This is a genomic window from Streptomyces sp. NPDC005791 (assembly GCF_042871485.1).
GTDB lineage: Bacteria > Actinomycetota > Actinomycetes > Streptomycetales > Streptomycetaceae > Streptomyces.
Genome location: NZ_JBIAIP010000006.1, coordinates 357675 through 370573, shown reverse-complemented (window position 1 = coordinate 370573; position 12899 = coordinate 357675). Strand labels below are relative to the sequence as shown.

General features: G+C 68.6%; 11 protein-coding genes and 4 pseudogenes. 5 read left to right on the top strand and 10 right to left on the bottom strand.

The window, feature by feature from the left end; translation table 11 throughout:
* Window positions 1-35 precede the first annotated feature (35 nt).
* The 3 genes from ACFYSH_RS15065 to ACFYSH_RS15055 all read right to left on the bottom strand — a co-directional run bounded on the left by ACFYSH_RS15065 (window position 36) and on the right by ACFYSH_RS15055 (window position 2899).
* Entirely contained in the window at window positions 36-887 is an 852-nt protein-coding gene (locus tag ACFYSH_RS15065) for an alpha/beta hydrolase (RefSeq protein ID WP_359466726.1), read from the bottom strand.
* A 72-nt stretch (window positions 888-959) separates the two neighbouring features.
* Complete coding sequence (locus tag ACFYSH_RS15060; protein WP_359466723.1) at window positions 960-1778, bottom strand: alpha/beta fold hydrolase; 819 nt, start codon at window positions 1776-1778, stop codon at window positions 960-962.
* Window positions 1779-2050: 272 nt separating this feature from the next.
* Entirely contained in the window at window positions 2051-2899 is an 849-nt protein-coding gene (locus ACFYSH_RS15055; RefSeq protein ID WP_359466720.1) for an MBL fold metallo-hydrolase, read from the bottom strand.
* 343 nt (window positions 2900-3242) lie between these two features.
* On the opposite strand from ACFYSH_RS15055, the pseudogene ACFYSH_RS15050 reads away from it, so the two are divergent.
* A pseudogene (locus ACFYSH_RS15050) lies at window positions 3243-3380 on the top strand (IS630 family transposase); the annotation flags it as partial.
* A gap of 48 nt (window positions 3381-3428) precedes the next feature.
* On the opposite strand, the gene ACFYSH_RS15045 reads toward ACFYSH_RS15050, so the two are convergent.
* From ACFYSH_RS15045 to ACFYSH_RS15025, 5 genes and pseudogenes are all read right to left on the bottom strand, one after another.
* A complete protein-coding gene (locus ACFYSH_RS15045; RefSeq protein WP_388752729.1) occupies window positions 3429-4346 on the bottom strand; it encodes a cupin domain-containing protein in 918 nt (305 codons plus the stop codon).
* Between the two features lie 71 nt (window positions 4347-4417).
* A complete protein-coding gene (locus tag ACFYSH_RS15040; RefSeq protein ID WP_388752726.1) occupies window positions 4418-5326 on the bottom strand; it encodes a zinc-binding dehydrogenase in 909 nt (302 codons plus the stop codon).
* Window positions 5327-5584: 258 nt separating this feature from the next.
* Window positions 5585-5884 (bottom strand): transposase family protein, encoded by a 300-nt coding sequence (locus tag ACFYSH_RS15035; protein ID WP_359466871.1) that lies wholly within the window; start codon window positions 5882-5884, stop codon window positions 5585-5587.
* Between the two features lie 89 nt (window positions 5885-5973).
* Window positions 5974-6273 (bottom strand): annotated as a pseudogene (locus ACFYSH_RS15030) (nuclear transport factor 2 family protein); the annotation flags it as partial.
* Window positions 6270-7199, bottom strand: coding sequence for an SDR family NAD(P)-dependent oxidoreductase (locus ACFYSH_RS15025; RefSeq protein ID WP_359466716.1), 930 nt, complete (start codon window positions 7197-7199; stop codon window positions 6270-6272). The pseudogene ACFYSH_RS15030 and the gene ACFYSH_RS15025, both read right to left, overlap by 4 nt.
* A gap of 253 nt (window positions 7200-7452) precedes the next feature.
* On the opposite strand from ACFYSH_RS15025, the gene ACFYSH_RS15020 reads away from it, so the two are divergent.
* Window positions 7453-8070 carry a TetR/AcrR family transcriptional regulator gene (locus tag ACFYSH_RS15020; protein ID WP_359466713.1) on the top strand — a complete coding sequence of 206 codons (618 nt, stop codon included), beginning with the start codon at window positions 7453-7455 and terminating at the stop codon, window positions 8068-8070.
* Between the two features lie 221 nt (window positions 8071-8291).
* Here the strand turns inward: ACFYSH_RS15020 and ACFYSH_RS15015 are convergent.
* Together ACFYSH_RS15015 and ACFYSH_RS15010 are read right to left on the bottom strand one after the other, a co-directional pair.
* Window positions 8292-8604: pseudogene (locus ACFYSH_RS15015) on the bottom strand (ISL3 family transposase); the annotation flags it as partial.
* A gap of 52 nt (window positions 8605-8656) precedes the next feature.
* Window positions 8657-9433, bottom strand: a complete 777-nt coding sequence (locus ACFYSH_RS15010) for a MerR family transcriptional regulator (protein WP_359466710.1) — start codon at window positions 9431-9433, stop codon at window positions 8657-8659.
* Between the two features lie 215 nt (window positions 9434-9648).
* On the opposite strand from ACFYSH_RS15010, the gene ACFYSH_RS15005 reads away from it, so the two are divergent.
* From ACFYSH_RS15005 to ACFYSH_RS14995, 3 genes and pseudogenes are all read left to right on the top strand, one after another.
* On the top strand, window positions 9649-10812 hold the full coding sequence (locus ACFYSH_RS15005) for a serine hydrolase domain-containing protein (RefSeq protein WP_359466708.1): 1164 nt from the start codon (window positions 9649-9651) through the stop codon (window positions 10810-10812).
* Window positions 10813-11158: 346 nt separating this feature from the next.
* Window positions 11159-11833 (top strand): SUMF1/EgtB/PvdO family nonheme iron enzyme, encoded by a 675-nt coding sequence (locus ACFYSH_RS15000; RefSeq protein ID WP_359466705.1) that lies wholly within the window; start codon window positions 11159-11161, stop codon window positions 11831-11833.
* A gap of 89 nt (window positions 11834-11922) precedes the next feature.
* Window positions 11923-12277: pseudogene (locus ACFYSH_RS14995) on the top strand (aminoglycoside phosphotransferase family protein); the annotation flags it as partial.
* Window positions 12278-12899: the final 622 nt, after the last annotated feature.

Sequence of the window (12899 nt, the reverse complement as noted above, 5' to 3'; positions counted from 1 at the left end):
ACGGCCGGAGGGGAGGGCGGGGCGGTGCTGTCGGGTTACTTCGCGGTGGTGCGCGCGGCCTGCTCGATGACGTGGGAGACCGCGCCGGGGTTGGTCAGCAGGACGTTGTGCGGCGCGTCGACCTCGCTCTTGTGGGCGTGGGCACGGTTCGCCATGAAGCGCTCGGCAGCCGGCGGGATCAGGTGGTCGTCGCTCGCCACGAGGAACCACGAGGGGATGGTCTTCCAGGCCGGAGTGCCGGAAGGCTCACCGAGCGCCTGCGGGGTGACCGGGCGCTGGGCCGCGGCGAGCGCGGACGCCTCCCGGCTGCTGACACGGTTGCTGAGGAAAACGTCGCGGAACTTGTCCGTCTTGATGTAGAGGTCGACGTTGGTCGTGCCGTTGTCGTCGAAGGGGGCGGGGTTGAGCGCGGTCGGAATCTGGGCGTTCGGGTCGTCGCTGATGTGGCTGCCTGGGAACTTGGCGGTGAGCGCCGAAGCGTTCTCGCCGTTGTCCGGCGCGAAGGCCGCGGCGTAGACGAGCGCGGAGACGTGCGAGTTGCCGGTCGCCGCCTGGGTGATCACCGAACCGCCGTAGGAGTGACCCACGAGCACGATCGGGCCGCTGATGGTCTTCAGGTAGTCCGCGAGGTACTGCGCGTCGCTGGACAGTCCACGCAGCGGGACCGCCGGGGCGGTCACCTTGTAGCCGTCGGCCTGCAGCCGCTTGGTCACGCCTTTCCAGCCGGAGGCGTCGGACCAGGCGCCGTGGACGAGGACCACGGTGGGCTTGGCCGCCGGGGCCGCGGAGGCCACGTCGGTGGCCTGGGCGGAATGGGTGAGAAGAGTGGCTGCGGCCAGTCCCGTCACGGTGGCCGCGGCGGAGATGGTGAAGGTTCGACGCTTCATGCGTTTCGCTCTTTCTTGTGTCGCGATGTGCTGCGGAGCGGCCGGCGGCGCCGACTGCTCTTCGTATGGCGCCTAACGCAGGACGGTGGCGTGGTCGAGGGCCCAGGTAAGGGCGGTTGTGGCGACCTCGCGCCAGCCCTCCTGCCCGATCGTGAAATGGGACCGGCCGGCGAACTCCTGGTAGTCGGTGATCGCCGAGGACCGGTCGTACAGGCGTGCGTTGGCCCGGTTGACCTTGGGCGGCACCATGTGGTCGGCCCCGCCGGCGATGAACAGCAGCGGTGCGCGCCGGTCATTGCGGAAGTCGACGCGGGTGGGGGCCTGGGAGTTGAAGTTGGCGAACGCACCCTCGAACAGGACGCGAGCCGGTCCCGGGACGTGGTACCGCTCGTACGCCGCCAACGACTCCTCGTCACTGAGGGTGTTGGCAAACGCGTAGTGGAACTGTTTCGCCGACAGACCCACGGCCTTCTTCTTGTTGGCGGGGTTTCGGAGTACGGGCCAGGTGGACCGCAGGGTGGACAAGGGCAGGGGCAGTACGCCCTTCACGGCCGCCGAGTCGATGGCAACACCGGCGGACCCGAGGCTGCGGTCGAGGAGGAGCTGGACGATGGTCCCGCCAAACGAGTGCCCGATCAGAATGGGGGGCCGTGCCATCCCCCGCACGAACGCGTCGTAACGGTCCACCACTTGCCGCAGGCCGATGCCGGCCATGCCCGAGGAGTCCGCCCTGAGGTCCTCGACCTCTCCGTCCAGTCCCGGCCAGGCCGGGGCAGACACGTGAAGGCCCTGGGCTTGGTAATGATCGACCCAGTGCTCCCAACTGCGCGGAGTCACCCACAGACCATGAATGAGGACGACCGGAGGGGCGTCCTGATCACTGCTGAACATTATGTCAACTCCAGGAGGGAGAACGTTCTGTCTACCTAGACAGTAGGCAGCTCTAGCGGGGCGGTCAAGCCGAGTGGACAGGAGTCCGATGCGACATAGGTAACAGGCGATCGGCTTTTACCTATGCCGCCCCCTGATACACGTCGGAACGTCGGGGGCGACGCGAACGCGAGGATCCCGCATCGGACGGGTGGCCGATGCGGAACCCGAGGTCGCGTGCTCAGGTGATTACACGGCACTTCATGCGGTGGGTCACCCGTTCATGCGGTGGGTCACCCGAGAGCGAAGCGGGCCGAGCCCCACAGGGCTCCGCGGTTGATCCGGTCCGGGTAGATCTCGAGCATGGCCCGGTAGAGGTCGAGCGTGGAGGTGGCCTTGTCCGCCAGCCGCGCGAAGGCGTGGATGTAGGCACGCGTCTCGGCGATGGCCGACGCCGCGTCGGGGGCCTGCCAGTCCTTGTGCCCGGCGACCACGAGGCGCGGGTCGAGGTTGTCGATCACGTCGAGCGCGTCGAGCCACTGCTCACGTCCCTCCGCCGGAGACTCCGCCAGGTAGAGGTGCACGTTGTTGTACACGGCGTCGCCGGCCACCACCAGGCCGAGGGAGGGTACGTGCAGGCACGTCGTGTCGTCGGTGTCGGTATGCCCTAGGGGGATGACTTCCAGCCGGTGCCCCTCGAGTTCGATGAAGTCGTCCCGGAAGGGCTCGGGCAGAACCAGGTCGGTGGGGATCTGACCGGGGAACCGCGCGTGCCAGAAGGATTTCACGAATTCCGGACTCGCCTGCATGCGCATGCGCTCCTCCACACGCGGATGCGCCAGCGCGTGGGCGTCCGGGAACGCCTTGAGGACCCGGGTGAGACCAAACCAGTGGTCGCCGTGGGCGTGGGTGACATAGACGGCGGTGAGCCGCTTGCCCCGGGCCGCGACCCACTCGACCAGGCCATCGGCCTGACTGATTGTCATCAGCGGGTCGACGAGGACGGCGTCACGGTCCCCGGAGATCAGCGTCGAGGAGATCGGCGACCACATGCGTCGATCGAGGTCGGGGGGCAGATCCGTCACCGTCGTCGGGATCCCCGGCGCGACGAAGACCTCGTAGGTCAGCTCACCCTGCGGCATACGTAGCTCCTAGTCTCAGCAAGATGCTGGTCGGGGCTCCGCGCAGCCCTCACCGACGGATGACCGCCGAGCCCCCGTGAGCTATAAGTAAACCTCTTTTGCCTATTACATTTCTACCGAACGCGTCCTTGGATGCAGTGCCCGGCACGAGCGGGACCGTCTCAGGGGCCGGCCGAGTCGACGGTCGAGGCGGGGGGACCACCCCGCGGAGTTCCCGAGGGCGCGGCTGAGCACGGGCAGCTCGGTCAGTCCGCTGAGCCAGGGCGACGGACGCCGAGTGAGAAGTCCCTCGAGCACCGCCAGGTCCATGTCCATGTCCGGCAGCCGGTCCAGTACGACTCGATGGCTGTCGAAAGTCGCTTTCAGCGCCCGAGAACACCTCGTCCAGACCGTCCGGCGCGGCCTGCGGCACATCCAGTACCGCAGCCACCTCATAGACGGCTGTCTCACCGAGACCGGCCTGACCATCCGACCCGCCTGATCCGCAGCACGACATCCCGAGGGCAACCTCTGTAAGTGTTGCCTGTGATCACTTGCGAAGTCGGGAGCGATACTCCCCCGGGGCCGTGCCTCTGGCACGTCTGAAGGCACGGCTGAAAGCGTGCGGAGAGGCGTAGCCGACCGCACCGGAAATCGACTCGACCGGCTCATCGGTATCGCGGAGCCGGACGGACGCCAGGTCGATGCGCCACTGCGTCACGTACGCGCCCGGCGTCTGTCCGAGGGCGGACCGGAAGTGCCTGGACAGCGTCGCCCGGGAGACGCTCGTCGCGGCGGCCAGGGACTCCGTGGTCCAGGATTGTTCCGGTTGGGCGTGGACACGTGCCAGGGCGTCGCGCACGACCGGATCACGCATCGCTCCCAGCCATGAGCCGGACCGCTCCTCCGGGTGGCGGGCCAGCCAGGCGCGTACGAACTGGACGAGCAGAAGGTCGACGATGCTGTTGATGGCGGCGGTGGTGCCGATCTGCGGCTGTGCGAGTTCCGCAGCGAGAAGTTCGACGGTCCTTCCGAACTGCGCGTTCTGGCGCGCTGTGACGTGCATTGGCCGAGCGAGGGAGGTAAGCACCGGTGTGCTCACCTCCGGATCCTGCTCATAGTGCAGGACGATCACTTCCGCCTGCACCGGCGCCGGGCCCAGCCGCAGGGCCCGGCCATCGTCAAAAGCCCGGACCGCCGCCTCACGGTCGCAGGAACCCATCGTCACGCTGGCGCCGCTGGCTATCCCGTGTGCGGTGCCCGGCGATACCAGGACGGCATCTCCGGCCTGCACCTGAAGAGGTTTCTCGCCTGTGACGTGGAGCCACATCGTGCCGCGGGACACCACGTGCAGTGCCGCTCCTGGATAGGAGTCCAGCCACAGACCCCAGGTTCCTCCGGCCTGCAGCATGACCCCGAGCGCCCCACGCGCACCCGAAACACGCAAGACCTCCGCCAGCACATCCATGAGTCCATCCTCGTCCACCGCCGCGAACCGCTCACCGGCGGGCGGCGGCGTACGTGTCCTCGCCAACAGCTTCAGGCCACGTCAAGGACGGCCTTTCCGTGCACCTTCCGCGCGAACAGCGCCTGGACGGCGTCGTCCACGTCCTGCCAGTCGCCTCGCAGTCCGACCGGTGCCGAGAGCCTCCCGGCGGCCATGAGGCCCAGCAGGTCCGTCAACTCCCCGCTGGTCGGTGCCATGTCGCCGTAGGTGGCGATGCTGCGGGGTTCACCGAAGCCGAACAAGGCCCCTGACGGGAAGGTGGTTTCCTGCCCCGAGGAGTAACCGACCAGGTGGATGGTGCCGCCCTCGGCGAGGAACCTCCACGCCTGGGCCACCAGCGGCCCGCCGACCGTGTCCAGGACGAGGTCGAATCGGTCCTCGGTCTCGGCCAGGTCGGTCAGGACCATGTCGGCGCCGAGTTCACGGAGTCCGGCGGCCCGGTCCGGCGAACCGACGAGTGCCGTCACCCGGGCGCCCGCCAGCGCCGCCAGCTGGACGGCGAAGTGCCCCACGCCCCCGCTGGCGCCGGTGACCAGAACGTTGCGCGCCAGCAGGGAACGCTTGCGCAGCACCCGGAGTGCGGTGACTCCGGCGATCCCCAGCGCGGCGGCGTCGGCCAGGTCCACGCCGTCGGGGACGATGCCGAGCGAGGCGGGGCTGACTGCCACCCGCTCCCCCCACGCGTGGGGGGCCATTCCCACCGCGACGCGCGTACCTTCGGGTGGCCCCGAGCCGTCGGATGCGGCGCGGACCACGACGCCGGCCGCGTCGTGACCGTGCACAGCGCCGGCTGGCCACTGGTGCACGTAATTCAGCTCTCCGAAGTTGAGACCGATGTGCCGTATCTCCACCAACGCTTCACCGGTGGACGGTACGGGCTCGTCGACATCGGCGAAACGGATGGGTCCGGCCTCACTGTGATCGACAACAAGGGCGCGCATAGGGAATGTGTCTCCTTCTCTCGGATGCGCCTGAACACTCGGCGCGGCAACAAATCGAGTGCGCGAATGCCGCACTGCCGCCTTCTTGGAACCCTACGCAGGACTGGGACAGCGACCAGACCCGTGAGAATCAATCAGTTGACGATCTGTGTCAGTGAGGAGTTTTCATCCTGAGAGTGTTGGTCGGGGTTCTGGTGTGGTGTTCCGTCGGGATGCTCGCGCGGGTGCCCGGGCTGATCGACGGGGCGAGATCGTCGGTCACCTCTGGAGTTCGGTGTTCGTCAGGACGAGCAGGGCTCTGAACAGGGTGGTCGCCTGGCGGGTGTTCGTGCGGAGCTTGGTCAGGATGCGCCAGTTCCTGAGGTCGGCGAAGCCGTGCTCGATCGCGGCGCGTTCGCGGTTCAGCAGCCGGTTCGCTTCCTTCTCCGCGGCGGTGAGGCGGTGGTTGCGCACGGCTTTACGGCCGGTGATGACCACCGGGTCGTCGTCGGCTTCGGCGGTGTCGTCGACGCCCACGAAGCCGAGCTCGGCCAGGGCGCCGAGGCCGGCTTCCCGCAGGTGGTGGGCGACCTTGTTGTGGCGGGTGGTGGTGATCTCGTTGGACCGGCCGGGCCGGGCGGCGGCCCGCCGCCTGCCCGCTCCTGCGGCACCCGGTGTTCGGCGCGGACGTGCGCATGGAGGGTCGCGCGGTCGCCGTCGATCTCGACGACGTGACCTGTGATGGTGTGGTGGGTGGCGGAGAAGGGGGCGAAGACCTGGCCCAGCACCTGGACGTACTCGTCGAGCGGCACGGTCATGGGCGGCAGGCCGATGACCGACCCGAAGTCGAGAGTCACCGAGTCTGTGTAGACGAGGGAGGGGAGGCGGGTGAAGTCCTTGAGGTCGGCGATGGCGGCGTAGCGGCCCATCAGCTCGATCAGTGCGATGCGGTCGTCGAGTGTGGTCATGAAGAACTCCCTGCGGACTCGGGTGCGGGCTTGGGCAGGGGTTTCGGGCTTCGGGACCGGTGGCTCATCGCGAGCATTCTGTCCATCAGCCGGGCCGGCAGGAAACGGGCGAGGGGGATGATGAAGGCGGCGTCCGTGCCGAGCGTGTACCGGGCGCGCGGGCGAGGCGTGGTCGCCACCCTGGCGATCTTGGCCCCCGCCTTCGCCGCCGGTACGGCGCGCTTCAGGAAGGCTGTGTTCGACGACACCGTCGCGTTGATGAGGTCGCCGTAGAGAAGCTGGTGCTCGGCGTTCATCCCGGCGGCGAGTTCGAGGGAGATGTCACCGCTGCGGGCGGCCATCTCGGTCCGGACGCCGCCGGGCTCGACGACGACCACCTGCACGCCGTGCGCCGCGACCTCGCGGCGCAGGGAGTCGCTGGCCGCTTCGAGGGCGAACTTGGTTCCCGCGTACGCCCCGAAGACGGGCAGCGCGGCCACCCCGCCCACGGAACTGATGTTGACGATTCTGCCCTGGCTCCGCCGCAGGAAGGGCAGGAGTCCTTGGATGACGGAGATGTGCCCGAAGAGGTTCACCTCGAACTGCTCGCGCCACAGGGAAAGAGGCAGCACCTCGACGGGGGCGTTGATCTCGATCCCCGCGTTGTTGACCAGGGCACGCAGGACCCTCCGCTCGGGGTCGTCGGCGATCCGCCGGGCCAGGGCCTGGATGTGTTCCGGGGCGGTGATGTCCAGGGTCACCGGTTCGATGCCGTCGGCCCGGACGGCGTCGGCCTCGCTGTCGGTGCGTACCCCGGCGAGGACGTGGTAGCCCATCGCGGCCAGGGCCTGCGCCGTCGCGGCTCCGATGCCCGACGAGGCGCCGGAGACGACGACGAGCTCGTTCTTCTGAGGGTCCTTTTGCGGGGCTTTCCGTGGACGGGCCATAGCGGTGGGTCCTTTCACGAGGTAGGGGTCGTAGGCGCATCGAGGGGGAAGCGCGTGCCGGTCAGTTCCTCCGACACCGCGCACAGCCGTCGTGCCGCCGAGCCGTCACGTGCCCTCGCGGCCGGTCCGACCAGCGTCGGCGCACCGCGCATGCCCCACAGCAGGTCGGGGCCGACGTAGCTGTCGCCGTCACGAGAGTAGCCAGTGACAACATTGTAGTCAATGCAAACATTGCGCGGAGTAGGCTGACCCCATGCCTGACACCACCGAGCAGCGGCCCTACCACCACGGGAATCTCCGTACGGAGTTCCTCGACGCGGCGGAGCGCAGCCTGAGGGCGCACGGGGTCGAGCAGCTTTCCCTGCGGGACCTGGCACGGGACATCGGCGTGAGCCACGCGGCGCCCCGCCGGCACTTCGCGGACCGCCGCGCGCTGCTGGACGCCCTCGCCGAGTCGGGCTTCGTCCGCCTGGGCGCGACACTGCGAGCCGCGGTGGACGAGATCGACGACGAGGACGACCTACCCGCTCGCCTGCACGCATTCGCGTGGGCCTACGCGCGGTTCGCCACCGAGAACGCCGCACTGACCGGGCTGATGAACTCCAGCAAGCACCGCCCGGGAGCGACCGCGGTCGCCGAAGCCGCCGCAGCCGCGTTCGGGCAGATCAGCGACCTGATCGAAGAGGGCCAGACGCGCGGCGAGTTGGAGGGGTGCGACCCGGAGGACGTCGGACTCATCATCTACGCCACCGTCCTGGGGATCACGTCCATGGTCAACAGCGGGATGATCGAGCCGGAACGGCTCGAAGGCCTCGTGAACACCGCGGTGTCGCAGTTCCTGCGAGGCGCCCGCCCGGCGGGGCCGCGCTGACCTGGCCGCAAGATCATGCCCCGCCTCCGCTCCCCTGGCCGACGGCGCTCGCTGCTGCGGGTGGGCGGGATGGCGTCCAGCAGGAGGATCAGCTGGGTGACGTGGTTACGGTCGCCGCCGGTCAGCAGGACCGCGAGCGGTGTGCCGCGACCATATGTGATCAAATGGCGCTTCGAGCGGACCCGGGCCCGGCCCTGATCGACCGGCGACGGCCCTGTGTGCTTCACCGGGGTCAGCGGCTGGGCGAACTCGCCGACGAGTGCGGCGAGTTCGGCTGCCTCGGAGCATGCGGTGGTGAGGGCTACCAGGAGGTCGGTGTCCATGGGCCGCAGGTGTTCGGGGTGGGTGAGCAGGAGCCGGGTTGCGCGGCGCGGGGTGGTAACCGGCCGGTTGCCCCCGGCTCGTCCCTGGGTGAGGTAGCGGACCAGAAGATTGTGGCTGCCGGTAGCCCTGGGCTTTGATCTCGCGGAATAGCTGGGTGACGGCTACTGCCGGCTCTGCCGTGCGCCGGGTGCGCAGGTGCTCGCGGTAGGGGTGGCCCGGTAGCGGGGGCGATGCGGCCCGCCTAAGGTTCGGGGATGCGGGATTAGCCCTGCGGGATGTGGATGCCGGCCGCGCGCAGGTTCGCTTCGACCAGGGCGTTCAACCGGGCGATGGAGGGTCCCTGGTCTTCCCGGTGGTGGTTGACAAGTCCGTACCGGGCGGCGGCGTCGGACTGGTTCTGAAACCCGGTCGGCATCGTCTGCAGCGCACGGTTGGTCAGCAGATTGGCGGCCATCGCGGAGGCGAGCTCGTCGATCCGTGGGTCGTCGGGATCCCAGGATCTGGCATCCCAGCTGCGCTTGGTCAGCTCGATGAACTCGGGGTCGGCGAGCGAGTGTTCGAGGTTGGTCAGGAAGCTGTCGAAGATCTCCGGAATCAGTGCCCGGGCCAGCACCAGACCCTCGCGTTGAACGGCCATGTAGTCGGGACTGAAGCCGAGATCGGTGAGCCGGTCCAAGATCGCGCAGGCACGGTCGGGCAGAAGGGCCCGGTCGCTGTGGTTGAGCCGGTGCAGCGTGTCGCGGCGTGCGGTGAGGTCCTCGATCTTTTCTGTGAGGCGACGATGGACGTCGTCCAGGGCGGCGGCGAACCTCTCGGGATCGGCGTCGAGCAGGTCGCCGATCTCGGCCAGTGGTACGCCGGCCCCGGCCAGGGTCCTGACCTGGATCAGCCGAAGCAGGTCAGGCGACCCGTAGCGCCGGTAGCCGGAACCGTCGCGTTCCGGCTCGGCGACCAGGTCGAGCCGGTGATAGTGCCGCACCGTCTTGATTGTGACGCCGACGAATGCCGCCGCCTGACCGATCGTGAGCCCGTTCGCCATCGGCTCAGCACACCTCCAGATCGTGGGCGGCCGCGGTCTCGGGGTACGGGTTGCGGGCGATCACAGGGGCGAGGATAGCGCGCAATGTTCAGTATCCATCAGCCCATGGTCGCGGGGTTGACCTTGACCTTGGGTCAGGGTGCACGCTCATCGCGAGGCCGCCTCGAAGGGGTCGGTAGCCACTAGGCCAACTGTCGCGAAATTAAGGAACGACCATGAGCGAGTCTCTCCACACCACAGAGAACTCCGCTGCCGGGCAGGATCGCCCGGAGCTGCGGAAGGCCATCCAGGAGATCGTGGAGTCCGGTATCGCCGGGGTGTCGCTGCGCGTGAACGATGAGTGGGGGGAGTGGGTCGGCAGTGCCGGGGTGGCCGAGCTGGGCGAGGCTGCCAAGCCGCCGGTCAACGGGTACGTCCGGATCGGCAGCAACACCAAGACCTTCACCGCGACCCTGGTGCTGCAACTGGTGGCCGAAGGCAAGATCGAACTGGACGCCCCGGCGGCCGACTACCTGCCCGAGTTCGCCCTTGATCCGCGGATAACGGTGCGGATGCTGTTGCAGCACACCAGCGGGGTGTTCAACTTCACCGGCGAGCTCGTCGAGGACGGGACGGTCGTAGCGGGGATCCCCTCCACCATCTCGGGCCAGGAGTGGTTGGACAACCGGTTCAAAACCTACCCGCCGGAGGAGCTGGTACGGCTGGCGTTGTCCATGCCGGCGCGGTTCGAGCCGGGGACGGGCTGGAGCTACTCCAACACCAACTACGTGCTGGCCAGGCTGCTGGTCGAGAAGGTCACCGGCCGCTCGTGTGCCGAGGAGACGCAGGAGCGGATTCTGGGGCCGCTCGGCCTGTCCGGCACCGTGGTTCCGGACACCTCGCCGGAGATCCCCGAGCCCCACGCCCACGCCTACTACCGGTACGAGGAAGCCGGCCGGCAGAAGACGGTCGACATCACCCGCCAGAACCCCTCCTGGATCTCCGCCGGCGGAGACATGATCTCCACCACCCAGGACCTCCACACGTTCATCTCCGCGCTGGCGGGCGGCAAGCTCCTGCCGGCCGGGCTGCTGGCCGAGATGCGCACGCCGCATGCCGAGAGCGGCTTCGGCCTGGGGCTGCGTGTGCAGGACTCGGGCCCCAACGGCGGCACCCTCCTCTTCCACAACGGCGGCGCCGCGGGCCACGCGGCGCTGATGTACAGCACACCCGACGGCAGCAAGACCCTCACCGCCTCGCTCAACTATGTGGACGATGCCACGATGTCCCTGGCCGGGGCCTTCCTGGCGGCGATGGAGCGGCTCGTCGATGAGGTGTTCGGCGGCGAACAGGCCAGATCGAATGACGAGGTGGCCGAGCCGACGCAGCCAACGGACTGAGCACCTCGCGCCCCGCTGATGGAGCGCCCACTACGGCGAGAGCGAGGGGCAGCCGCGTCAGTACGAGTCGCCCGCCGAGAAGCTCGGCGACCTCTCTGCGGCAGTCACCTACCTGACCGGCCTCCCCTACGTGGACGCGGTCGGCATGGTCGGCGTGTGCACCTCGGTGCCCCACCACCAACCCGAGCAGCCTCACCCGCCATCACACCAGAGGCCCTGACCAGCCAGAATCAAGGTGGCGGAGCTTCAGTGAAGGACGACGACTTACAGATTCACGTCAGTCAAGGACGACCCGACAGTGGCTCTGTCGTTTCGCACTGACACGTCTCGTTAGGATCTCCTGATCATGGACCTGATAATGGGGAACGAGATGGTCACCATCCCACCGGGGCAGGTGACGCTGTCGGACCGGCGGACACAGCGCAGTTGGTCGGTTGAACTTGCGCCCTACCAGCTCGCGGTATCCCCGGTCACCCAGGCGTTGTACGCACAGATCACAGACCAGCAGCCGAGTACCACCCTTGGGGGCCAGTTGCCCGTCGAGTGCGTCTCCTGGTGGGACGCGACGCGGTTCTGCAACGCCCTGTCCCAGAGCGCCGGCCTCACGCCCGCCTACCACATCCGTGCCGAGGCCGAAGTCATCGAGTGGGACGCGTCCGCCGACGGGTATCGACTGCCGACCGAAGCCGAGTGGGAGCACGCCTGCCGTGCCGGGACGACCGGGCCGCGCTACGGGGAGCTCGACGAGATCGGCTGGTACCGCGGAAACTCACACGATCGCATCCACGAGGTGTGCGGCAAACACCCCAACTCGTGGGGGCTTTACGACATGCTCGGCAACGTCTGGGACTGGTGCTGGGACGTCTACGACGCCGAGGTCTATGGCGCCTACAGGGTGCTCCGAGGCGGTGGCTGGTTCGATGAGCACTGGAGTTGCCGGGCCTCCGCGCGGCGCCGCAGCCACCCGACTTTCCAGGTCGACGACGTGGGATTCCGCGTCGCGCGTTCCCTCGTGCGTTGATCCACGTCGTTTGCAGCCGGCCCGCGCGGGGTCGACCTGGCGTTGGCGTGATCCTCACGGTGGCTCAAGACGAGCCGCTGGTCGGCAGGATGATGAAAGCGGGGGCGGTCTTCCGCCGGGGGAGTTGGTGGAGCGACCGGCACCGCGCAACGCGCGCGCATTGCATGCCTGTCTCCTTGCGCTGAAGGAGCACGACTTCGATGCGGCGCCGGCCCCTGTCGGTCTCACCGCGGATGGCCGTGAGCAGCTGACTTTCATCCCTGGCGACGTGGCTCTGCCGCCCCTCCCCGACTGGGCGGTGACGAGTTCTGCCCTCGGGTCGATGGGGAGCCTGCTGCGGCGTCTGCATGAGACCAGCGCGGCCGTCGCGGTCGACACCCGCGCCCAGCGGCCCCCGGGCCTCGCCGACCCGGAGGGGGAACGATGTGGTGCCACAACGATGTGCGCGCGGCAGTACGCGCCCAGCGGGAAGTGGTCCAGTTCCGGCGTATAGGTGAACCGCGTGAGCTCCGCCGGGTCGCCGCTCTCGGCGTAGACCGCGACAACCAGGTTCAGGCGCCAGGGTGTACGTAGCGTCTCCGCGACCCGGGGCCGGGCGGTGAGTCCGGTGAACAGGGCGCCGAGCCGCTCCGGCTCGCCAACGCGGGCAGCCAGGAATGCGGGCCTCCAACTGCCGTACGCCCTCGATCCCTGCGTGAGCCGCGTGTGCTTGAGTCGGGCTGCGGGCCGGTTTCCCGCCTGCTTTCCTAGCACCGTGTTCAAGTCGGAGCGGAAGGTGATGACGAGGGCCGGCGTGCGCTTCCGGCCCAGATTTCTGGCCGGATTGGCGGCTGGTTCTCGCGAACGCGCACCGGCCCGGTCACCGGTCACTACCGTCGTGAACCTTCCGCAGACGGACGCGTGCGACCCGCGCCGACGGTCGTCGGCCTGGTGGACGCGGCAGAGACGAGCCGTTCCAGCGGGCGGCGTCCTTGCTCCCGCACGTGAAGCAGCGGAGGATGGAGACCGGTGTGTGCCGGACGGGGGTGGCGGGCGTGCGCGAGGCGGCTACGGCGCTACGGTGGGA

Coding starts and splice junctions, on each gene's coding strand:
- ACFYSH_RS15065 (WP_359466726.1), bottom strand. CDS start 887: ATGAAGCGTCGAACCTTCACCATCTCCGCCGCGGCCACCGTGACGGGA.
- ACFYSH_RS15060 (WP_359466723.1), bottom strand. CDS start 1,778: ATGTTCAGCAGTGATCAGGACGCCCCTCCGGTCGTCCTCATTCATGGT.
- ACFYSH_RS15055 (WP_359466720.1), bottom strand. CDS start 2,899: ATGCCGCAGGGTGAGCTGACCTACGAGGTCTTCGTCGCGCCGGGGATC.
- ACFYSH_RS15045 (WP_388752729.1), bottom strand. CDS start 4,346: ATGGATGTGCTGGCGGAGGTCTTGCGTGTTTCGGGTGCGCGTGGGGCG.
- ACFYSH_RS15040 (WP_388752726.1), bottom strand. CDS start 5,326: ATGCGCGCCCTTGTTGTCGATCACAGTGAGGCCGGACCCATCCGTTTC.
- ACFYSH_RS15025 (WP_359466716.1), bottom strand. CDS start 7,199: ATGGCCCGTCCACGGAAAGCCCCGCAAAAGGACCCTCAGAAGAACGAG.
- ACFYSH_RS15020 (WP_359466713.1), top strand. CDS start 7,453: ATGCCTGACACCACCGAGCAGCGGCCCTACCACCACGGGAATCTCCGT.
- ACFYSH_RS15010 (WP_359466710.1), bottom strand. CDS start 9,433: ATGGCGAACGGGCTCACGATCGGTCAGGCGGCGGCATTCGTCGGCGTC.
- ACFYSH_RS15005 (WP_359466708.1), top strand. CDS start 9,649: ATGAGCGAGTCTCTCCACACCACAGAGAACTCCGCTGCCGGGCAGGAT.
- ACFYSH_RS15000 (WP_359466705.1), top strand. CDS start 11,159: ATGGACCTGATAATGGGGAACGAGATGGTCACCATCCCACCGGGGCAG.